General features: G+C 43.5%; 20 protein-coding genes. 3 read left to right on the forward strand and 17 right to left on the reverse strand.

Features of this window, described 5'->3' with window-relative positions:
- Positions 1 to 5: 5 nt before the first annotated feature.
- From ACJA3J_RS17565 to ACJA3J_RS17630, 14 genes are all read right to left on the reverse strand, one after another.
- A complete protein-coding gene (locus tag ACJA3J_RS17565) occupies positions 6 to 884 on the reverse strand; it encodes a MurR/RpiR family transcriptional regulator (RefSeq protein WP_115822941.1) in 879 nt (292 codons plus the stop codon).
- A 14-nt stretch (positions 885 to 898) separates the two neighbouring features.
- Positions 899 to 1,735: a carbohydrate ABC transporter permease gene (locus tag ACJA3J_RS17570; protein WP_115822830.1), complete on the reverse strand. Its 837-nt coding sequence runs from the start codon at positions 1,733 to 1,735 to the stop codon at positions 899 to 901.
- A 19-nt stretch (positions 1,736 to 1,754) separates the two neighbouring features.
- Entirely contained in the window at positions 1,755 to 2,648 is an 894-nt protein-coding gene (locus tag ACJA3J_RS17575) for a carbohydrate ABC transporter permease (protein ID WP_406944758.1), read from the reverse strand.
- 145 nt (positions 2,649 to 2,793) lie between these two features.
- A complete protein-coding gene (locus ACJA3J_RS17580; protein ID WP_406944759.1) occupies positions 2,794 to 4,176 on the reverse strand; it encodes an ABC transporter substrate-binding protein in 1,383 nt (460 codons plus the stop codon).
- Between the two features lie 60 nt (positions 4,177 to 4,236).
- Entirely contained in the window at positions 4,237 to 5,139 is a 903-nt protein-coding gene (murQ, locus tag ACJA3J_RS17585) for an N-acetylmuramic acid 6-phosphate etherase (RefSeq protein WP_406944760.1), read from the reverse strand.
- A 15-nt stretch (positions 5,140 to 5,154) separates the two neighbouring features.
- Positions 5,155 to 6,102, reverse strand: coding sequence for an N-acetylglucosamine kinase (locus ACJA3J_RS17590; protein ID WP_406944761.1), 948 nt, complete (start codon positions 6,100 to 6,102; stop codon positions 5,155 to 5,157).
- Positions 6,103 to 6,292: 190 nt separating this feature from the next.
- Positions 6,293 to 7,942, reverse strand: a complete 1,650-nt coding sequence (locus ACJA3J_RS17595) for a glycoside hydrolase family 13 protein (RefSeq protein WP_406944762.1) — start codon at positions 7,940 to 7,942, stop codon at positions 6,293 to 6,295.
- A gap of 138 nt (positions 7,943 to 8,080) precedes the next feature.
- The gene (locus ACJA3J_RS17600; RefSeq protein WP_406944763.1) at positions 8,081 to 8,872 is read right to left on the reverse strand and encodes an SDR family oxidoreductase; all 792 of its coding nucleotides are present in this window, start codon (positions 8,870 to 8,872) and stop codon (positions 8,081 to 8,083) included.
- Between the two features lie 6 nt (positions 8,873 to 8,878).
- Positions 8,879 to 9,751, reverse strand: coding sequence for a fumarylacetoacetate hydrolase family protein (locus ACJA3J_RS17605; protein WP_406944764.1), 873 nt, complete (start codon positions 9,749 to 9,751; stop codon positions 8,879 to 8,881).
- Positions 9,752 to 9,768: 17 nt separating this feature from the next.
- A complete protein-coding gene (locus ACJA3J_RS17610; protein ID WP_406944765.1) occupies positions 9,769 to 11,925 on the reverse strand; it encodes a TRAP transporter permease in 2,157 nt (718 codons plus the stop codon).
- Positions 11,922 to 12,416: a DUF1850 domain-containing protein gene (locus ACJA3J_RS17615; protein ID WP_406944766.1), complete on the reverse strand. Its 495-nt coding sequence runs from the start codon at positions 12,414 to 12,416 to the stop codon at positions 11,922 to 11,924. Before ACJA3J_RS17615 ends, ACJA3J_RS17610 begins: the two co-directional genes overlap by 4 nt.
- 38 nt (positions 12,417 to 12,454) lie before the next feature.
- Positions 12,455 to 13,444 (reverse strand): TAXI family TRAP transporter solute-binding subunit, encoded by a 990-nt coding sequence (locus tag ACJA3J_RS17620; protein ID WP_406944767.1) that lies wholly within the window; start codon positions 13,442 to 13,444, stop codon positions 12,455 to 12,457.
- Positions 13,445 to 13,595: 151 nt separating this feature from the next.
- The gene (locus ACJA3J_RS17625; protein WP_406944768.1) at positions 13,596 to 14,288 is read right to left on the reverse strand and encodes a response regulator; all 693 of its coding nucleotides are present in this window, start codon (positions 14,286 to 14,288) and stop codon (positions 13,596 to 13,598) included.
- Positions 14,248 to 15,885 carry an ATP-binding protein gene (locus tag ACJA3J_RS17630; protein ID WP_406944769.1) on the reverse strand — a complete coding sequence of 546 codons (1,638 nt, stop codon included), beginning with the start codon at positions 15,883 to 15,885 and terminating at the stop codon, positions 14,248 to 14,250. Before ACJA3J_RS17630 ends, ACJA3J_RS17625 begins: the two co-directional genes overlap by 41 nt.
- A gap of 142 nt (positions 15,886 to 16,027) precedes the next feature.
- Between ACJA3J_RS17630 and ACJA3J_RS17635 the strand changes: the two genes are divergently transcribed.
- Positions 16,028 to 17,026, forward strand: coding sequence for a DctP family TRAP transporter solute-binding subunit (locus tag ACJA3J_RS17635; RefSeq protein ID WP_406946312.1), 999 nt, complete (start codon positions 16,028 to 16,030; stop codon positions 17,024 to 17,026).
- Between the two features lie 26 nt (positions 17,027 to 17,052).
- Positions 17,053 to 17,358 (forward strand): DUF3870 domain-containing protein, encoded by a 306-nt coding sequence (locus tag ACJA3J_RS17640; RefSeq protein ID WP_406944770.1) that lies wholly within the window; start codon positions 17,053 to 17,055, stop codon positions 17,356 to 17,358.
- A 32-nt stretch (positions 17,359 to 17,390) separates the two neighbouring features.
- Here ACJA3J_RS17640 and lhgO read toward each other — a convergent pair whose 3' ends face one another.
- From lhgO to ACJA3J_RS17655, 3 genes are all read right to left on the reverse strand, one after another.
- A complete protein-coding gene (gene lhgO / locus ACJA3J_RS17645) occupies positions 17,391 to 18,596 on the reverse strand; it encodes an L-2-hydroxyglutarate oxidase (protein WP_406944771.1) in 1,206 nt (401 codons plus the stop codon).
- A 14-nt stretch (positions 18,597 to 18,610) separates the two neighbouring features.
- A complete protein-coding gene (glaH, locus tag ACJA3J_RS17650; RefSeq protein WP_406944772.1) occupies positions 18,611 to 19,546 on the reverse strand; it encodes a glutarate dioxygenase GlaH in 936 nt (311 codons plus the stop codon).
- A 267-nt stretch (positions 19,547 to 19,813) separates the two neighbouring features.
- Positions 19,814 to 20,890: a hypothetical protein gene (locus tag ACJA3J_RS17655; protein WP_406944773.1), complete on the reverse strand. Its 1,077-nt coding sequence runs from the start codon at positions 20,888 to 20,890 to the stop codon at positions 19,814 to 19,816.
- Positions 20,891 to 21,124: 234 nt separating this feature from the next.
- Between ACJA3J_RS17655 and ACJA3J_RS17660 the strand changes: the two genes are divergently transcribed.
- Positions 21,125 to 22,375, forward strand: a complete 1,251-nt coding sequence (locus tag ACJA3J_RS17660; RefSeq protein ID WP_406944774.1) for a PucR family transcriptional regulator — start codon at positions 21,125 to 21,127, stop codon at positions 22,373 to 22,375.
- Positions 22,376 to 22,478: the final 103 nt, after the last annotated feature.

Below are 22,478 nucleotides of genomic sequence, written 5' to 3' on the forward strand. Positions count from 1 at the left end.
CCTCCTTATCCTTTCGTTTTCTTCCCTTTCAACAAATCCATGACGTCGGTAATTTCATGAAAGTACTCGGAGGCCTTGTCCCACTGTTCGGTGACGACATTGACAAAAAGAATGTCGATCATATGTAACTGGGCAAGACGGGAAGATGTCGCTCCACTTCGAAATGGTGCAGGGATCTCCCTTGAGGCAGAAATGTACAGCGAAACATCCGCATGCTCTGTTACAGGAGACTGTCCATAACGCGTCAAACTGATCGTCCGAGCTCCCTTTTTCTTCGCAATTTCCATGATTTTAGCTGTTTCATAGGTTTCACCCGAAAAAGAAATGCCGAAGACGACATCGTTCTCTGTCACATTAGCAATATTCATCGCCGCATTGTGCATATCTGTAAACGCAGAAGTCGGCTTGTTCATCCGTAAAAATTTCTGCTGGGCATCCTGAGCGATAATTCCCGACGCTCCTACGCCGAAAAAGTGGATGGATCCCGCTTCATTCAACAGCCTCACCGCTTCCGATAACGTCCGGTAGTCCACCATTTCCGTCGTTTCACGGATCGCCTGCAAACTGTTGCTCGTTATTTTTTCTACAATTGAATCGGAAGGCTCGCCCGGCTGAATGTCCCGGTACCGTGCTTCCGGCTTCTTTTGCAAGTCCCCAGATATCCTCAATTTCAACTCCTGCAATCCTTTCAGACCGAGTGATTTGCATAACCGAATGACGGCCGCGCTGCTCGTCGAGCTCAGTTCCCCAAGCTGTGTCGCCGTACAATGGATCGCTTCATGAGGTTGATCCAAAATAAATTCGGCGATCTTTTTTTCAGAAGGCGGCAGCTTATCTTTCATCTCATTGAGAATCACAAGCCCGCCGGTTAGAGAATTCTTCATTTGTTTCACCACACTTATCCTTTAATGGCTCCTTCAGTCATTCCTTTAACAATCCGTCGTTGAAAAATCGCATACAAAACGATGACAGGTACAATGGCAATGACAAGGCTCGCAAACAGCGTCCCCCATGCATTCGTGTATTGCGTTTCATTACTAATATAATCAATCGCAAGAGCAAGCGTATAGTTTTCCTCTGTCTGAAGAAAAATGAGCGCCATAAAATATTCATTCCAAAACTGGATCATATTCATTATCGTAACGGTAATAATCCCTGTTGTCGAAAGCGGCGTAATGATTTTCCACAGGATGCCATACGGTGACATCCCATCGATCGCAGCTGCTTCCTCCAGTGATTTTGGAATCGTTGCCATGAAACTCGTTAAAACGAAAATGCTGAACGGCAATTGGCTGACCGCATAAACGATACTGAGTCCGAAAATGTTATCCAGTAGATTCAGCTGCATTAATAGGAAGAACAAAGGAATCCATCCGAGGACCATCGGAATCATCATCGCTGAAATATAAAGCGTGAACAACAACCGGTTTCCGCGGAAACGCATGCGCTCTAAAGCATAAGAAGTCGGAATCGCCATCGCAAGAGTCAGTGTCGCTCCAAGACCTGTGACGATGAAACTATTAAACACACTCGTATCGATATTGTAATTGCTCCATGCATTGACAAAATTACTAAAACTGAACGATTCCGGCAGCCCCCATGGATTGGCGTAGATTTCTGCATTGGATTTGAATGCACCCAGCACCATCCAGAAAATCGGATATAAGACGGCCAGAGACCAGATGATCAATGGAATACGTACAATCGTTCTTGAAAAAATACTTCCTTTTTTCACCCTATTCCCCTCCTGTCTGTTAATACTCCACTTTCTCTCTTCTCATCAGGAACTGCATAATCAAAACAGTCAAGAGAGACAAAATCAAAATCATAACCCCGATCGTCGCGCCGTATCCGAAGTTATATTTAACGAAAGCCTGTTCATATAAGTAGGAACCCATCACGTGTGTCGAGTTGTTCGGTCCACCTTTGGTCATGACCTGGACGATAATGAAGGATCCGTTCAAGGTCGTAATGATGATGTATAAAATGGAGATCTTGATTTGCGGCCAGATCAGCGGCAAGGTCACTTTCCAAAACTGCTGCCACTCGGTAGCCCCGTCGATTTCTGCTGCTTCATAATAACTTTTCGAGATGTTGGAAATCCCGCCCATCAGCATGAGCATGAATAACCCGATCCCTGCCCATACAGAAGGAAGTACTAAACTTGGCAAAGCCCAGTCTTCACTCCCAAGCCATGGTCGCGTCCAACTTTCAAGTCCTATCAATTCAAGGCCTGAGTTCACAAGCCCGAGACTTGGGTTATAGATAAACATCCACAGGATCCCGATGACGACGACGGACATGATATTCGGAAAGAAAAAGACAATCCGGTAAAACGGAGCTTCTTTAATTTTCATTTGTGTTAAAGCAACGGCAAAAAAGGTCGATAGAATCATGATGCCGATAACCTTTGTAATAACGAGAAAATAGTCGTGCCAAATCGTACTTGGGATGATCTCATCACTGAACAATCTGCGATAATTTTCAAAACCTACAAATTCCGCGAGTGAAGAGGCTCCCGACCATTTGAAAAAGGAATAATAAAGACCATTGAATAGGGGATACAACGTGAACACGGCAAACAAAATAAATGTCGGAACAAGACAGAAGGCAAGGAACAAGTTCCGCTGTCGACTGGACTGGACCATTTACAACCACCTCTTTTTCTAGTGTGAATAAGTTATTGGCTAGCATAAGTCAATCAACAGCAGGACTGCTTTCCCGCCGTTGATTGGCTTATGCCTTTAAGAAAAATGGAATGTGAAGACGTCCGCCTCCACATTCCACTGTCCTTTACTCCAAACTGCTGCGGTATTCCGCTGCCGCTTGTTCAGCTTCCTCGACGAACTCTTCAGCCGTGATATTACCGAGCATCAAAGATACGAGCGAGTTGCTGATCGGCGTCTCAAGCTCTGAACTCATCGGGTGTGGCTTTTGATAAATCTGGACTTGTTCAGGATCGTTAATCATCTCGTTGGCATCAATCAAGAATGAAGGAACTTCCTCACTGGAAGCAAGATCGACCCCTTGCAAGTTCATGATTGCTCCCGTATGTTCAGAGAAACTCTTCGCATATTCTTTTGTGAATACAAACTCGACGAAAGCTTTCGCTGCTTCTGGGTTTTCTGCTTTTTCTGCAATGGCAAGTGGACGTAGATCCGGAACAATTGCAGCTGGTTCGCCTTCATCCTGCATCGGAGAAGGAATGAATCCATATTCGAAGTTTTCCGGCGTATCATTCGCCATTTCATTCGGCAGCCAGAAACCGACCGGAATAAATGCATTGTCATGAAGTAGGAAGTTCATCTGGGACTGCGTATGGTTCAACGCACCAAACCCGGAATCAATCATGCCTTCTTGCTGCATCTGCTCCACTTTTTTCATGACATTAAGGACAGGTTCACTCGTCCAAGCGCCTTCTGCACCTGTTATGACATCATTAAGTAACTCGTCTCCACCTGCTGCCCCAAAGGCAGGGTAAAGCATACCGCGTAGGAAATAGTATGGATATTGTCCTGTCGTTACGAAAGGCTCAATGCCTTCATCTTCCTTAATTTGACTCATCGTATCCATGAAACTAGGGAAGTCTTTCGGTACATCCCAATTGTTTTCTTCAAACCAGGCATTGTCATACCATGTGCCCCACGTATCGAAGACAAGTGGCAAGCTGTAAATATCTCCATCGTACGTAGCTGGATCAACAATGAAACTTTCACCTAGAGCTGAGCCATCCTCAAGCTCGACGCCGCTCAACCAATCCGTCAAGTTCATCAGCTGGCCATCTTCAACCATCTGCGTTTCACTGGAACCGGCACCATCGATATAAACGACATCAGGTGGATCATCGGATACCCAGCGTGAACGCATTTCTTCATTAATGTTAGGTCCTGCATGTTCCGTTATCGAGACATCCGGATATTCTTCCTGGAAATCAGCAATGACTTCTTTCCACCAGGAATCGCCATAACCACCGACAAAGTACTGAATTTCAAGTTCTCCGGAAATCTCACCAGATTCCCCAGACTCTGAAGACCCTTCAGAAGTGGATTCCTCTTCTGTGCCTTCACTGTCTGTTTCTTCCGTTCCTGCCCCTGGTGCACAACCGACCAACAACAAGAAAGCGAACAAAACCGCCATCATCAACCAAGCAGATGTTTTCCGCCACATGCTCAACATAAGCTCCCCCTTTTTGATTGAAAAATTTATTTGAAACCATGCAAAATGGTCTTCAAATCATTAAAATTCATTCATGGCCTTTCGCAAATTGCCCTCGTTCTCCTGAAGCATTTTTTTCGCTTGTTCATAAGAAACGCTTCGCTTCAGCATGACAATCGCCGGCTTCACTTGCAGCCTTGCTTTTTTCAACGTTTCCTCAGCTTCCTCATAAGTCGCTGAGGTACACTCCATCAAAATGCTTTTCGCACGTTCTCTCAATTTGTGGTTGCTTGCATGAACATCCACCATCAAATTCTCATAAACTTTCCCGAGTTTGACCATCGCTGTCGTACTCATCATGTTCAACACCATTTTGTGGGCTGTCGCTGCTTTCAACCGCGTCGAACCTGTCAAAACTTCCGGCCCGACGACCACCTCGATTGGGCATTCGGCATAATCACTGATTTCGGAATGATGGTTGCAAGATAAAGAGATGGTGTAGGCTCCGACCGAATGCGCGTGTTTGAGAGCTCCAATTGGATAAGGCGTGCGACCGCTAGCAGTAATCCCAACAACGACATCGTGTGAAGTTAATTGCTTTGCCTTCAAATCGTTTTCGCCTTGAGCGGCATCATCTTCTGAATTCTCTTTTGCCTTTGTAAAGGCGTTCCCGCCCCCAGCCATGACCGCTTGAACCATATCAGGATCCACCAGGAAGGTCGGCGGACATTCGGAGGCATCCAAAATGCCCAGCCTGCCGCTCGTTCCTGCTCCTACATAAAAGAGTCGGCCTCCCTTTTTCAATGAAGCGGAAATATGATCGACAGCTTTCGTAATCGCTGGCAAAACCTGTTTGACGGCTTTTGCAACTTTGTGATCCTCTTCATTCATGACTTTCAAAATTTCTGAAGTCGTCATTTCATCCATGTTTTTTGTTCGTTCATTTCGTTGTTCTGTTGTTAGGAACGTCAAGGAATTCGTCACCTTTGGCACCACCTTTTAATAATTTTCCGGGATTGCTAACATAGCTGCTCCAAACTCAGGTGGAGCATAGGGATCTCGATATACGCCTAACCCTTTCGTTTCAATCTGTTGGATGAAATGCTGTTTCAGAACTTTGGAATGTTTGAAAATAGACCCAGCTGCTGTAATGGTCGTATCTCTTTCAAAACCGCGTCGAGCGATACTTTCTACATGTAAAACGAGTTCATCGGCCGCTTCTTTCAATATCTTCACCGCAACTTCATCCTTTTGTTCCGACGCTTCGATCACGCATGTCGCAAGCTTCGCAATTTCGTGTTTTTCGTGTGTCCTCCCATATATGTAACGGACAAGGTCTTCAGGGTTATAGAGATTTAATTTTTCCAACACGATCCGAGTAAGAAGTGTTTCTTCCCCACGTCCATCCGCTGCTTTCGCTACACATGATAACGCTTTCAAAGAAAGGTGATAACCACTGCCTTCATCCCCGATCAGATGTCCCCAACCACCACATTTATGAATGGATCCATCACGATTAACGCCAACAGCATTCGATCCTGTCCCAGAGATGACGAGGATGCCGGCCTCCTTTTGGGGAGAAAGCGCTCCTTTCAGTGCGGCTAAACTATCAGACCCAATGAATGAATTGCAATTTTCTGAAAATGATAAACCTAAAAAAATATCCTGCACAATCTTTTTCATTTCTTGTTCGTCTTCTGGTCTACCTATACCAGCAAGTCCGAAGCCGATGCCAATGATTTGTGCAGAATCTAAGTTGAATGTTTGTAATCCTTTTTCAATAAGAGCCTTCAAACGCTCACCCGATTCATCAAAACTGATTTGATGAGGGTTGGTCCCCGGCCCCTGGACAACTTTTGGTTGTTCTGGGTATGTATAGTGATCTGCTTCAAGGAACAGGCACGTTGTTTTCGTCCCGCCTCCGTCTATTCCAATCACATAGTTCATGGACTTCCTCCAAATCTTTGTTGGCTTTATTATAAATTTTATGAATTTTTATGTCAACATATGTTTTAAAAAACTGTAATTATATTTCAAATTATATTTATTCATTCAAATGAAATGTCTCCAATACCAATCAAAAAGACCACACCAGGTCACCCAATATTTGGATGACCTGGTGTGGTTATTATTTCCATTATAGTCTATATACTGTTCCTTCAAAAGGAGCTAATCCATGGCGATGTGTTGATTCCGTTTCGTTCGTAATAACAACAGGCTTTCCTTCGATTTCTTTGACAATACCATCATCTAATGTCACTTCTTCTGAAGAAAAGTTACAAACAACCAGAAGACTTCCTTCATCCCCAACACGCTTATAAGCAAAAACGTTCGGATCTTCTCTCATCAACAGCTCAAATCGTCCGTCTGTAATCATATCCATCTCTTTTCTCAAACGGATTAACTGTTGATAGAAATAAAACACAGAGTTTTTATCTTCCAGTGCGCGCTCCGCGTTAATCTCTCTATAATTCGGATTCATCTGTATCCACGGCGTTCCATCCGTAAAACCACCATTTTCCATATCGTTCCACTGCATCGGTGTCCGCGCATTATCCCGGCCTTTCACATAGATGGCTTTCATCAGATCTTCGTGGGACCACCCTTGTTCCTTCTTCTCTTTATACATGTTCAAAAGCTCGATATCCCGGTACTCTTCGAGCGTTTCAAAGTTGACGTTGGTCATCCCAAGCTCTTCCCCTTGGTAAATGTAAGGAGTCCCCTGCATCATGTGCAGACATATGGCAAGCATTTTCGCCGATTTCACTCGGTTCTCTCCATCATCGCCAAAGCGTGAAACGATCCGTGGCTGGTCATGGTTGTTCCAGTATAAGCTGTTCCAACCAACCCCATGTAGCGACGTCTGCCACTTTTCAAAATTCTCCTTCAAGTCTACAAGGTTTAAATCCGCCCAATTCCACTTATCCCCGTTCGAATCCAAGTCCATATGCTCGAATGTAAAAATCATATTCAATTCTTCATTCGCAGGATCCGTGTAACGCTTTGCATCTTCAGGTGAAGCCCCGGGCATTTCGCCGACTGTCATCACATCATAGTTTGATAAAACTTCCCGATACATTTCCTGCAAGTATTCGTGGACCCGCGGCCCATTCATAAAATAAGGGCTCCCATCCCCGTTCTCTCCATCCGGATATTCCGGATCCTTAGAGATAAAGTTGATGACATCCATACGGAACCCGTCCATTCCTTTATCAAGCCAAAACTTCATCATGTCGTACACATCTTCCCTCAAATTCGGATTTTCCCAATTCAAGTCCGGCTGCTTTTTCGCGAAGATGTGCAAATAATATTGACCTGTCGTTTCATCATATTCCCAGGCCGGACCACCGAAAACAGAGTTCCAGTTTGTCGGTGGCTCCCCGTTCTCTTTCCCATCTTTCCATATGTAGTAGTCACGATACGGGTTGTCTTTGCTTTTCAAAGACTCTACAAACCATGGGTGTTCATCAGACGTGTGATTCACAACGAGGTCCATGACCAACTTCAAATCTCTTTTATGAGCTTCTTCCAAAAGCCGCTCCAAATCTTCCATATTTCCAAAAAGTTCATCCACTTGACGATAGTTGCGAATATCATAGCCATTATCCTCTTGTGGAGAATCATAGACTGGGGACAGCCAAAGGACATCCACTCCGAGCTCTTTCAAGTAATCGAGCTTCTCAATGATTCCAGGGATATCACCAATTCCATCCCCGTTCGTATCATTAAAACTCTTCGGATAAATTTGATAGACGACACTCTTCTTCCACCACTCTTGATTATTCATATCTACCACTCCCTTATGAGAACCTTCTCATATAACCATAACGCAAAAGCGCCGGTGACTTCCATTATTTGTTGTACCAGGTCATACAGATAATGGAAAAAGAAAGGCGGCCAGCTCTATGCTGCCCACCTTTTTTCATTAGAGCGCTTTTACTAATCCTCCATCAACCACCAGGGATTGGCCTGTGAGGTAGGTGTTGGCTCCTGATGCGAGAAATACAACTGTTCTGGCGAATTCTTCAGGTTCGCCGTAACGACCGATCGGAATGGATTGTTCCGTATTTTTCTTCAGCTCTTCTACAGAGACCTCCAGTTTATCGGCTCTCTTTTGGTCAAGCTCTGCTACTCGATCTGTAGCGATGCGCCCGGGGCCAACGGTGTTAATGAGGATCTGATCCCCTGCAAGCTCTTGAGATAGACTCTTAGACAAGCCTACAATTCCTGCTCGAAAGGTGTTGGATAAGATAAGGTTGTCCAGTGTTTGTTTGATAGAAGATGAGGCAATATTTATGATTCTTCCTGACTGTTGTTTCTTCATAGCAGGCAAAACTTCTCTTATGGAACGCGTAAAGCTGAGTAAATTCAGTTCAAAAGCTTTCTGCCAATCTTCATCATCAAAATTCTCAAATGTTCCCGCTGGAGGGCCTCCGGCATTATTAATCAAAACATCGACCGTTCCAAAAAGATCAATGGCTGCATGGATCAGTTGTTGAATGTCTTCCTTTTTGGTGACATCACAAACCTGGTACTCAACTTGATTATTTCCGCTCGCTTCTTGAATTTCTGCTTTCGCTAGTTGAAGTTCTCTTTCATTCCGACTGGAAATAAGGACACGTGCTCCTTCCTTGGCGAACTCCATGCTAATAGCTTTTCCAAGCCCTTTACTCGAAGCGAGTACAACGACTGATTTATTTTCCAACTGGAAGTCCATCACTATTCACTCCTCATTTTTTAAATCTACGACCGAATTTTCTAATACCATCAAACGATCAACTTCACATTCAATCGTGTCACCATTTCTAATGACGACCGCTCCTGGAGTACCCGTTGAGATGATATCACCTGGAAGTAGTGTCATAACTTTAGAATGGAAGGAAATCAAGTCGTAAGGTTGAAACGTCATGTTCCTCACTTTGTTCGTCCTATGAACCTTGCCATTAATTTTTGTTGTAACGTTCACTTCTAAAAGGTCACCGATTTCATCAGGGGTGATAAATTCCGGGCCGAAACTGAAGAAGGTATCGAAGCTTTTGGCCCTCGTTAAGTACCTGGGATTTTTACGCAGAATATCCTCTGCTGTCATATCAATGATTGTTGTATAACCGGCAATCACATTCTCCGCTTCACCAGCTTCGACATCCTTACACTCTCGTCCGATGATGATCCCTAATTCAGCTTCTCCGGTCGTACGCTCGGACTGTAGGGGGACTTTTATTTTGTCCCCATGACCGATAATTGTCGTATCAGGCTTCATGAAACTCGCAGGTTCCCCCTTAGGAGCAGCTTCATCCAAATCGGAAGCATGATCTACGTAATTCAAACCAATCCCCCAGATTTTTCTCGGGTGTCGATAAAGGGGAAGGTAATCCGGGTCTTCCATGGATGGGACCCGTTCTTTATTTTCGTCTGACCGTTCGTCCCACCATTTCTTAAAACGATTCAACTGGTTGGATTGAATCAATTCGGACATTGTCGTAGGCCAGGATTGTTCGAAGAAATCATTCACATCAGGTAAAGAAGTGACTCGCCCTCCCTCACTTCTTATCACTGCGATCTCTTTTCCATCTTCCAGTATCGTAGATAAGCGCATAACGTCTTCCTCCTCTTTTAAAGAGCTGTTCGCTGTTGTTGAAGGTCATTGTTACTTTTCAAATTAGTGACCAGTACAAAAGCAAAGATAGCTAAACCGATAAAGTCGGTGAGGAGCCCTGGATAAATTAATAGTAAAGCTCCTGCTCCTGCTAAGGCCCTCATCCATACAGGCACTGTGGATTTAAGATAACCTTCGGCCATGACCGATAACATAAAGACTCCAACAAGGGAAGTTACGGTAATCAACAAAATATTCATGACGGTTGCATCAATCATCAACATCTCATGCGAAAAGACGAACATAAACGGAACGATGAACCCAGCGATCGCAAGTTTCATGGCTTGGAAGCCGGTCTTGTTTGGATTTCCACCTGCTACTCCTGCCCCGGCAAATGCTGCTAAAGCGACTGGTGGCGTAATATTGGCAAAGATACCGAAGTAAAAGACGAACATGTGAGCAACGAAGGTAGCTGTTTCCGTGGACCCAGCAAGCTCACGATATAACGGAAGTTGCAGAAGAATAGGCGCAGCCATCGTACTTGTTATGATGTACGTTGGGATACTTGGAAGACCCATCCCTAAAATAATCGAAGTGATCATCGTCAATATCAACGTGATGATCAATTGAATCAGTGGACTGTTTACGGCACTACCAATGCTTACAATGCTATTAGCAATCTCCAATGCAACCCCTGTAAGGGAAGCGATTCCTACAACAATCCCGACAGCACCACAGGCAATCGCAACAGGGACAGTCGTTTTAGCTCCTTCTTCAAGGGCATTCAAGCAATCCTTGACCCCCACTTCATCTCCTTCGATTTGTAGCCATTTTCTCCAAAGGTTGATCCCGAGAGGAAGAGCAACAATCAATAACAATTCCCACCAATCGCTGCGGATGTTCGGTATATTCCCACCTGTCGCCAAAGCCGAAAGCTGGGGTTGGAAAATCAAGTATAAAGAAAGGGCGACAATAATCGGAAGCATTCGTTTCGAACCGGCAATCACTACAGTGGCAATGATTGACCAAAAAGCGGCATAAAAAGGTGTCTTCCCAGAGAAAAGAAGGTAAAGCAAAGTCAACATTGGAATAATTAAGTGACCACGCTCGACAAGGACCCCTTTTAAAGATGGGAGTTCCTCTTTTGGCAGCCCTCTTAGTCCTCGTTTAGACGCTCGGAAATGAACCTGCAGCAATATGCCGACATAGAACAATAAAGCAGGTATGATTCCAGCCAAAATGATTTTCGTGTAAGCGACATTCAAGTTTTCTGCCATGATAAAAGCAGCAGCCCCCATAATCGGTGGTAAGATTTGACCTCCTACACTGGCCGCAGACTCTACAGCTCCGGCAAAGTCTTTCTTATAACCAATTTTCTTCATGAGAGGGATGGTGAACGTACCGGTCGTCACAACGTTCGCAATGGCAGATCCGTTAATTGAACCTAGAAATCCACTGGCAATAACCGCAACTTTAGCTGGTCCACCTTTGGTATGACCGGCAACGGCAAGAGCTAAATCGTTGAATAACTGTCCCATCCCCGACTTTGCAAGAAAAGCCCCGAACAAAATGAAGAGAATGATGTAACTGGCGGAAACCCCAATGGCGGTCCCCAGAACGCCTTCTGTAATAAAGACTAATTGAGAAATAATCTGTTTTGAAACACTTGTGATCACAGCAGGATTCAAGTCAGGATAGACAGACAATTTCACATAAAATCCATAGATGAGAAAGCCAAGCCCCAAAAGAGCCAACCCCCACCCCGTTACACGTCGAGTAATATCAAACAACAATAGAATAATAAGTACACCAACATAAAAATCGGTGTCATTGATTTGACCGCCGGTTTGGATAATTCGTTCAGCGGTAGCCAGCATGTAAATACCTACAAACAATGACAATCCCGCAGTTATGTAATCATAAAAAGGGAGACCTCTCTGCCCTCTTTTCCTAAGGAACGGATACATAAAAAATCCAAGTGTCATCAATGTATAAAGGTGGATACTTCTCTGTTTCACATCGACAAGTGAGCCTGCATAAGACGTGTACAAATGAAACAATGATAAAGCAATGGCCAATACCGAAATCGTTAAGGCGATCGGTTTTGCCATATTCACACGCGTAGTACTCTCACGATCGTATTTTTCCGCCGTTTCGCTCTGCTGCTTGTTCACCTTTCCTCACCCCTCCAATTACTTACTATATACTGACCTAACGGAACTCTCTGAACCTTTACCTGATAAGCTTTCTGACTTTCAAGCGACAAAATGGTATCCTTTCCATATATGAACGTATGATTGGTGTTCTTACCTGTTCGAATCGCTAATTGCTTGCCAATACCTTGGGAGATTCCTGTCATGTAAACCCATCCGTCTTTCAGATAGGTTTCATCCCCAGTAGCGTTCGGCACCCCTGCCCCGAACGTCTTGAAACGTGTGGAAGTCAATTCAATCTTTCCATCCTCTAGGACAAACATCTCTTCCCAAGTTTCTTTTTCAACAGAATGGGTCCAGCTGATTGTAAATCCGTCTCCTTCTTCAAAGCGAAAGAGCCTGGTCAATTCCTGGTTTGAATAAATACCGAGCACTTCCACTTTCACAAAGAATAAGGAGAGTGCTGCACTAAGAATGATAAGAATACTGAGAAAATAATAGGTCTGTTTCATGGAATAAAAAAGGGCACCGGTATGATGCCCTGTTTCCTTTACTCTAAAATGCCTTGTTCTTCATAAAATTTCTCGGCACCTGGGTGCAACGGAGCAATCAAACCTTTGGCAATTTCATCACGTCCCAATTGCTTCAACGCACCGACGGAAACTTCTTCTGTTCCCAAATATTCATAGTAGCGTTTTGTCATGTCATAAACGACATCTTCGCTCAAATCCGGGCTGACGATGATCATATTTTGAATACCGACCGTCTCAACAGCCTCGTCTAAATTGTACCGAGCTTCGTCACCAGCTTCGATCGTATTCGCTTTGTAGAATGGATATTTTTCCATAAGTGCATCGGCCGTTTCCCCTTTAATTTCAACAAAGTTGATATCCGTCTGCTGCATCAAGTCCGTAATGTTGCTATTCGGTACACCTGAGGTAAAGAACGCAGCATCCAGATTTCCATTCTTCATTTCCTGCACACTATCTGCATAACCCGTATGTGTCACTTTAGAGAGATCATCATAAGTAATACCAACCGCTTCAAGAACCTTTTTGGCACTTTGTTCAACACCAGATCCTACTTTACCTACTCCTACTTTTTTGCCCTCAAGGTCTTCAATGGATGAAATACCGCTATCCTTTAAAGCTACAACCTGGACGACATTCTGATACATGCCCGCCATCGCTTGTACTTCTACAGCATTTCCATCAAATTGACCTTGTCCTTCAACGGCATCATAACCAACGTCACTCATGATAATAGCCATCTGATTAAGACTATCCTCAATGTTTTGAATGTTAGCTACAGAGGCCCCTGTTGATTCTACAGTCACATTGTCAATACTGTCGCTCTCTTCAAAAACCGGCTTTAGTGCGCCACCAATAGGATAATAAGTCCCGGACGTTCCACCTGTACCGAAGACAATGGACTCAGATCCACCGCCGGAACTTGAAGCCTCTTCCGACCCGCCATCACTGCCACAAGCTGCCAAAACCAACGTAAATGCTAAAGATAAAACAAATAATAACCGTTTCATCGCGTTTATTCCCCCAATTCGTAATATTCTAAAAATAATGGTAACGCTTTCAACTATCAAAAAAAACATTACGAACATATTGGACATTTTGGTCATTTTGGTCTTTGCTTTAATTCATAAAAAAGAGGCCTCTAGTTTTGATAAGAGAACCTCATTGTTTCACCTGATAACGATTGACCGGACGCCCGACCCCGCCGTACTGGATATCTATATTCAACTGTCCATTTTTTTGAAGATAGTCTAAATATCTCCTTGCTGTCACCCGAGCCATCCCTAAACCGTCCGCTACCTCTTCTGCGGATAAGGCTACAGCATCTTGCCTCAAGTAATCTAAAATTTGGTTTAAGGTTTGTTCGTTCAATCCCTTAGGAAGATGTTTCATTTCTTTCAGCGGTGGAGAATGGTTGAATAACGTATCCAATTGTTCTTGGCCGACCCCTCCTTCTCCGATCATTCGGGTACGGAAATTCTTATAATTGTGAAGAGCTCGTTCCAAGCGTTCAAATTTGAATGGTTTGATAATATAATCTACAACTCCATATTGAAACATTGAACGAATCATGCTTTTGTCATTGGCAGCAGTGATCACCATAACTTCTACATCGAACGCTAGACGACGCAGCTCTTGCAATGTATTCTTCCCATCCAGGGCAGGCATGTAAATATCCAAAATAACCAGGTCCGGCCTATGTTCCTGGATAAGCTCCAATCCTTTTTCCCCATTAGAAGCGATAGCAACGACATAATAGCCTTCCACCCTCTCGATGAACTGCCGGTTCACTTCCTGGACCATAGGATCATCTTCAATCAATAACACTCGAATATCCGACTGTGGTTTCCTCATCATGTCCCTCCTCTTTTTCCATAGGGAATTCAATAACAAAACTTGTGCCTTCCCCGATTCGTGAGACAACTTCCAATTCTCCGTATCCTTTGTCTACGATATTTTTCACAAGATATAATCCAATGCCAGACCCTTGATCTCCTTTTGTTGAATATCCCTTTTGAAAAATTCTCTCTTTCTGTTCATCCGATATCCCTTCCCCATTGTCCTCAACCATGACTGTACACTGATGTCTATCCTGTAAGATGGACAGGTTCACCCACTTTTCCTCTCGATGGTTGGAATGCAAAGCATCAAAAGCATTTTCGACGAGATTCCCGATAATGAGGACAAAATCGTGTTGGTCCAATAATGGAGGATAACTTTCCAACGTACTATTTTCATCAATGGACACGTCGATTCCAAGCTCCCTGCCCCGGCTGACTTTACTAATCAACAATCCCGCCAAGCTGTAATCTTTGAATTTGTGGACAAGCATACGGGAAAGCTTCTCATGCTTTTCTGACGTTTCAAATACGAAGTTCAATGCTTGTTCCTTTTGATCAAGCTGAATCAGACCTGCAATCGTATGTAATTTGTTCAGATGTTCGTGGTTTTGGACACGCAGGGCATCGACAAACGCTTTAACGCCAGTCAGTTCTTCTGCGAGTTTAGTAATATTTGTACGGTCTTGAAACACCATGACCGCCCCGATCACCTCTTTCTCCACCCGTATTGGAACTCTTGTACTGAATATGATGGCACTGCCATACCTTATTTCCTCATTGAAGGCTGTTTCTCCTGATGCAAGGACGTGATGCAGCCGCATTTCCGGCACCACATGCTGAATGGGTTTGTTTAAATAATCCCCTTTTAGATCAAGAATCTCTTTCGCCTTTTCATTCACAATGGATATATGACTATTTTTATCTACAGCAATGATTCCTTCGTTCATGGCTTGAAAAGTAGCTGTTCGCTCTACTAACAATTGAACAATCTCATAGGGTTCTAATCGGTACGTCTGCTCTTTAAGGTGTCTTGCAAGAAACCAGGAACCAATAACACCGAACAAGGAAGTCAGAAACAGTATGAAAAAAATCTCCCTTTTCATATCAGATAGAATCTCAGTTATAGACGGTAGAAGATTCCCTACAATAACGACTCCAATCTGCTCGTGATCTTCATTCATTACGGGTACAAAAACTCGGACCGCTACCCCGGCATCTCCTTGAGCTTTTGTTGTATAACTATGTTCAGCGAATGCAGGCCCTTCATCTTTTCCTGATGATAGTGTTCCAAGCTTATCTTCAATTGGATGAGAAAAACGAACGCGATTCATATTGAGCACTACAATGTAATCCGAGTTGTTAATGGTTCGAATCCTATCCACCACAGGGTTAATTTCGTCCCATCCTTCCGGTTCAGATAAATGATTTTTTAACGCTGGCAAATTGGCTACCGTGCGCCCGGTTACAAGGGCATGTTCTCCGAGGGACTTCTCTCTGGATTCAATGGTGTTCCCTATAATGACGATGCCACCGATGACGATAGAAAAAAGGACGATCCCGAATGATAAAATCGTAATCTTCCAACGAATCGGCATATGTTTCAGTGACATGGTCCATCCCCTTCCCGTTTCTATCCTCTCTTCATTCTAGTGTATCACTTAATTGTCGAACTATGGTAAACTGATGTAAACGATTCCAGGAGGGATTCTTCTGAAGACCTTCACAGCGATCGGTCTCTTCATCTGCACTGGTATTTTAACTGCGCTCTATTTTGGCTTTGATTTCAGCGAAGCCTCTGAGACCCTTGAATATGACGATGAACAAGAGGGAATTAATGATGAAATCGTTATTAAATTCAGCCACGTCGTAGCCGAAAACACTCCAAAAGCGAGAGCAGCCAGAAAATTTGCGTCTCTTGTCGAAACACGATCAAACGGGGAAATCAAGGTGGAAATCTATGCGAATGGCAGCTTATATAATGATCAAAACGAATATGCAGCTTTAAAAGAGGGCCATATCGAAATGATTGCACCTGCTACATCGAAAATGACAGCGCATGACCCTGGATGGCAGGTTCTTGACCTCCCTTACGCGTTCTCCACTTACGATGATGTAAAGAAAGCTTATGAAGGAGAGTTAGGTGACCGGTTATTCGACCACCTCGACAGTGACATTAGAGGAATGACCTATTGGTATAACGGATTCAAACAAATCACCAACGACAAAAGGCCATTGCTTTTGCCCGAAGACTTCAAACGGACACATTTCAGAATTATGCCAAGTCCTATGATTCAGACCCAATTTAAAGCGCTTGGCGCAAGCACGAGTGAGATTCCCTTCAATAAAACCTACAGCAATTTGGAAGTCGGTTTTATCGATGGACAAGAAAATACAGCTTCGAATATTTTTTCTAAGAAATTGTATGAAGAACAGAAATATATGACCATAAGTAACCACGGTTATTTAGGCTATGTTGTCCTAATGAATAACGATTTTTGGGAAGGGCTTTCAAAAGAACATCAAATGATTATTACGAACGCACTGGATGAGACGACCGCATGGGTATGGAGACATGCCATTGAAATGAATGACTCACACCTTCGCCAAATGAAACGAATGGACTTCATGGAGATTCACTACTTAAGTAACGAACAAAAAGAGCGTTGGAAGAAAAAGTTTAAAAGTATCTATCAAAACACCGATATCAGCCAATCACTGATGGAAGAACTAAAACGAATACAAGAAAAATAGCTTTCATACTTGAGGAGGAATAGGAAATGAGAACCGTGTTTGTCGCTGGTCATTCTAAATTACCGACGGGGATCGCTGCCAACCATATCTCTGAATCTCTTACTTTAACATTGGAAATCGATCAAAAATATGGGGTCATCATAGATGCCTCCTGTACCCTTGCCACTGATCATGGAAGAGGCTATATTAAATCGCTATTAAAAGGGTTCAGCTTAAAGGATGGAATAGATGAACCCTTGGATACATTAAGAAAAGGGTATCTTGGTAAAGCCGGGAACGCCCTTGAAGCCGCTCTGAAGGATGCACATAAACAGTATCAGCAGCATATTTAAAAGGACCAGCACGTGGCTGGTCCTTTTTCTGTTTATTTTGCTAAAGAATACGACCGCTCAGGAAGACGGGCAGCAATCTCTTTTCCGATCTCCAGAGATGCCGTAGCTGCCGGGGAAGGAGCATTGCAAATGTGTACGGTTCTCTTTCCTGAAATGATATAAAAATCATCCACGAGTTTTCCGTCCTTCAACATGGCTTGTGCTCTCACCCCGGCATCAGATGGTATGACATCTTCGGGTTCAATAGATGGAACGAGACGCTGCAGGCTCTTAACAAAACTTTTTCTATGAAAAGAACGCACCATTTCCTTCATCCCTTCTTTCATGTTGGACCCAGCCATTCTCCAAAAGCCAGGAAAAGATAGGATATCCCGGGTGTCTCTCCAATCAAAATCTGTTTTCCTGTACCCTTCCCGCTTGAAAGTGAGTACTGCATTCGGACCTGCATGGACCCCTCCATCCATCGTTTTCGTTAAATGGACGCCAAGGAAAGGAAAGTCCGGATTAGGGATCGGATAAATCAATCCTTTTACGAGGTGGCTTTTCTCTTCTTTTAATTTGAAATACTCTCCACGGAATGGAATAATTCTCAATTCACTGTGAATCCCCGCCATTTTCACAATGCGGTCACTGAACAGACCTGCACAGTTCACAACATACCTGGCCCGTACATTCTCCTCGGGAAGATCAATGATCACTTCTTCATTTTTCTCATGAAGGTCTTCCACTGGTTGTCCGAGGATGATATCAACCCCTGCCGCTTCCAGCAGTTCTTTTAACTTCTCGCTTACCTGCTTATAATCAACGATTCCGGTCGTCGGTACTTTAAGTCCGGCTATTCCATCAACATAGGGTTCGATTTCTTTTAGTTCATCTTGTTCGATCTTGGTGACATTCAATCCATTCTCCTGGACTCTTTCGTACAAGGCTTCCATACGTGGAAGCTCTTCTTTTTCCGTTGCCACGAGCACTTTCCCGCAAACATCATGGGGAATATCGTTTTTTTCGCAAAAGTCCACCATGGAATCACGACCTTGAACAGCCATCCTTGCTTTCAAGCTACCAGGCTTATAATAAACACCAGAATGAATCACTCCACTGTTTCTCCCGGTTTGATGGACAGATATACTTTTTTCTTTATCAATGACAGCAATTCTTGCGTCTGGATCTTTTTTCTTGATGGCATGGGCAGTCGATAATCCGACAATTCCACAGCCGATCACAGCATAATCATACATCCCAAAACCTCCCGTTATTGAACAAATCGACCTCTTTGACGGAGCAGCTCTCTATGCAGCTCTGTATTCTGTTCGAAAGCCCCTCGACCGTGAAGCCAAAAACGATTGTTCAACATAACGAGATCCCCAACAGGAAGTTCCAACTCGATCACTGCTTTAGATTGTTCCATGGAATGGGAGAGCTCTTGTAAGTATTCCGCTTGTTGGATCGTTTGAGGATAAACAAATTGATCGATGAAACAAATACAAGGCTGGTTGTTCCACGTATAAAATGTCTTTCTAGTAACCTCTTCAGAAACATTCTTACTTGCAGGAGCTTTATAAGTAAAAGGATAAGAAGCTAACGAATGATTGGAAAAGTATTCAAAATCCTCCCACTCATCCAAGTGAAGAAGTCTGGAGCTTCCTCCTGCAGCGTTCTCTTCTTCCATTTTCATCATAAGCAGCCAGTCTGTAGGTTCGTCCACATAGGTCCCATCTGTATGCAACGTGAAGCGTCGGTAAGCCTGGCGAAGGTAGGAATCACTGTCGTCGGTATGTTTCACAGAGAAACGGGCGTAATACTTTTTCGACATGGCATCAAAGTTAGGAATACCTGCCAGGTGAGAGAAAGCCGTTGAAAACTTCACATAATCCTGGGCATCTGCATCTTTCCCTCCAAGTCCGACTGTAAAGCCGCCGGATAAACGATCATGAAGAATATGGCGGATGGTTTCACCGAATGATTCATCGAGTAAGTCTTGTAAGGCTTTTGCAACCATAAGACGCTGATAAGGAATATACTCCAGTTGTTCATCACTGATGTTTTTAACGTCTACCAAAAATTGCTCAACCACCCATCCTTCCAGTTCTACTTTATACAATCGAGGATGTTCCTTGTTAGGCTCTATACGATACCCATGACCTGTCCATACTTGTTCCGGATGTTTTTTCGTCTCAACCATACTCATAAAAAATCCCTCCAAAATTTTAATAGTATATGACCTGATTACGAAAAAAAGCCAGTCCTCCCCTATAAGGGAAGAACTGGCTTTTTACTGCGAGAATACCTCTTATACCATAGAGGCTATAACAGTTTTAACAGTTCATATGACATCTACGTTCTAGTAATCCGTATTCGAAAGGGGTTACCTTTTTGAAAGATTACTTTCTGACATCATCTTAAACTTATTTGATAATTCTGTCAACAAAACGACCTTACATTTTATAGCTTATATTTATGCTGATAACCGTTTTTCGTTTTGGTATTCTTTTTTCAACTGAAACGGTGCTGTAACCAAAGCGAGGATTAGGAACAGCCCCATATATCCGATCAACGGATAGAAGAACGCGACAAGTTCTGTAAATCCTACAAAGCTTAGTCCGAAAGCGACCACACCAGTAATGAGCACAAACTTTTTATGCTGGCTTGTCCCGACTTCTGTATAACGAGCTGCAAAGGAGAAGAACATGCTGACAGCTGTATTGAAGACCATCCCGAACAAAACGATTGAGTAGAACGTTCCTAATACTGGAGAGAGGTTATCAACAAGTGCCAGAAGCGGCATATCATAAGACGCGACAGCATCTATTTTAGAGAAGATGGCCAGGTGACTGATTACAATCATAATCCCGAGCCCTAATCCACCGAACAATCCACCGAGCGCAGACGTTCGTTCATCCTTCTCATTTCCTCCCATCAATAAGGACATCGAAGCCCCTACGGCCACGTTAAAGGATACGTAATTGATGGCTGAAATAAACCAGTTGGATAAAGCGGAGGGTTGCTCCACAGCCACTGCATTCAAATCACTGAAGGACTGATCCATTGTAAACAAGCTGTAGCCGGATATGATTAAGACCGTGATAATTAAAAACGGTGTAATACTGCCGATGACGTTGACGACTTTGTCCACATTCATCATGATTGTCGCCATAACGATCACACTCATGAAAATGATACCGACGAGCTGCGACAGCCCGAATTGCTGGCTAGGAATCGAACCCGCTCCTGCAATCATGACGACTCCCACTCCAAACAACGTCAGAATGATGACATAATCCACAATCATCCCCAGCCACTTGTTCCCACTAACTTTATATACCGCTTCCTTATGCGAAGTAGCCTGCGTCCTTGTCCCAAGTTTTACAAGCATCATACCCATGTAAGCGAACAGAGCTGTAGAGATTATCGTACCGATCGTACCTAAATAGCCGAAACTCGTAAAGTATTGAAGTATTTCCTGTCCGGATGCAAAGCCTGCCCCGACAATGATTCCTATAAAAGCGCTCGCAATTTTGAATATTTTTTTCACGATAAATCCCCCTATATTCAGAAATGTCTGGTCGTCGATCGTTTAAGTTAAACGCTTTCATATAAAATGTGTAGAATCAGCTTGCCATGAATGCGCTTTCGGTTATTTGGTGGAATCCACAAAACCCCTTCCCTATATTCGTTCAATTCAACAAATACTTCAATAGGAAAATGGATGTTTCTATACGAGGATCAATGATAATATAGAGGTATTCACACCATAAGGAGTACCGCTATGAAACATTCATCAAACATGAACTATTCATATAAAGATTACATCGATTCCCCAGAGGGGCTTGCCGACAGCATTGCGGAAACCTTAGGATGTCCGGTGACCATTGAAGACGCAAACCACCGCATCGTCTCTTACAGCAAACATGAGAAAAACGTGGATGAAGCTAGAATCGCAACGATCATGAGACGGAAAGTGCCCGAGCATGTCATCAATGGGTTATGGAAACAAGGCATCATGGCGAAGCTTTTCGAAAGTGACCAACCGCTCATCGTAAAAACGATCGAATCCATTGGTCTCGGTCACAGGTTGGCTGTCTCTGTCCGCAAGAACAACGAAATTCTTGGATTTATATGGGCCCAGACCAACGATCTCTCCGTAACAGCGGAACATTTGGAGGAGATGAAAGAGGCCGCCCAGTGGGTCAGCCACCATTTACTGAGACAACAGGCGAAAAAGAAAAAAACAGAGGAAAACCGAAAAGAGTTTTTCTGGCAGCTACTGACCGGATCCCTCCAAAGTCAGTTAGAAATTAAACGCCTTGCCAAGAAGTTTCATATGAATTTGCAAGGACAGCTTTGTGTAGCCGTGTTCGAGTTCACAGAAGAAATGAGTCAGGCGGTTGAGCGGCATGCTTATTACTTAACAGAAACCCTCCACCAAACCCGTGTTGTGAACCGGATCTTTGATGATCAACAGCTCATTCTCCTTGTTCGGACAGATAATAAAGAAGATGCGAACGAAATGAACCAGGCTTTCATTCGTGAATTCACACAAAAGATGAAAGAACGCCTTAACTTTGAGGATTTAAAAGGTGCGTTCGGGCTGATTTATGACTCGCCGACATTGATCAGTGACAGTTACAAGCAGGCTTTAAAAGTTCTGGACTTGAAAGAACAGTATTCCACAGGGCTCCAGCATGTCGATAACTACCAGGACCTTGGTGTCTATCAATTCCTTAATGAACTGTCTGTCCTTCAAAAACGGGAAAACTACAAAAACGATGCCTTGACTAATATCAAAGCATACGATGAACGGAACAACTCCATGTTGCTTGAGACATTAAAGGTTTTTCTTGAGAAAAACAGCAATGTCCACCAGGCAGCCGCGCACATGCACATTCATACCAATACATTGAACTATCGATTGAAGCGTATTAAAGAAATTGGCAACGTCGATTTCAAAGATATGAACCAGAAGACGATGCTTTACCTTGATTTACTGATTTATGAGAACGAACAGGAGGATTTGTGATTTTACACAAATCCTCCTGTTTATTTTTTCACTTTCAACTAAACAAAAAGTCAGGCTTGAGAGCTATACTTTGGTTACATTCAATTTGAAAGGTGGACGTTCC

The organism is Halobacillus sp. SY10, assembly GCF_045401165.1.
Classification (GTDB): Bacteria; Bacillota; Bacilli; order Bacillales; family Halobacillaceae; genus Halobacillus; species Halobacillus aidingensis.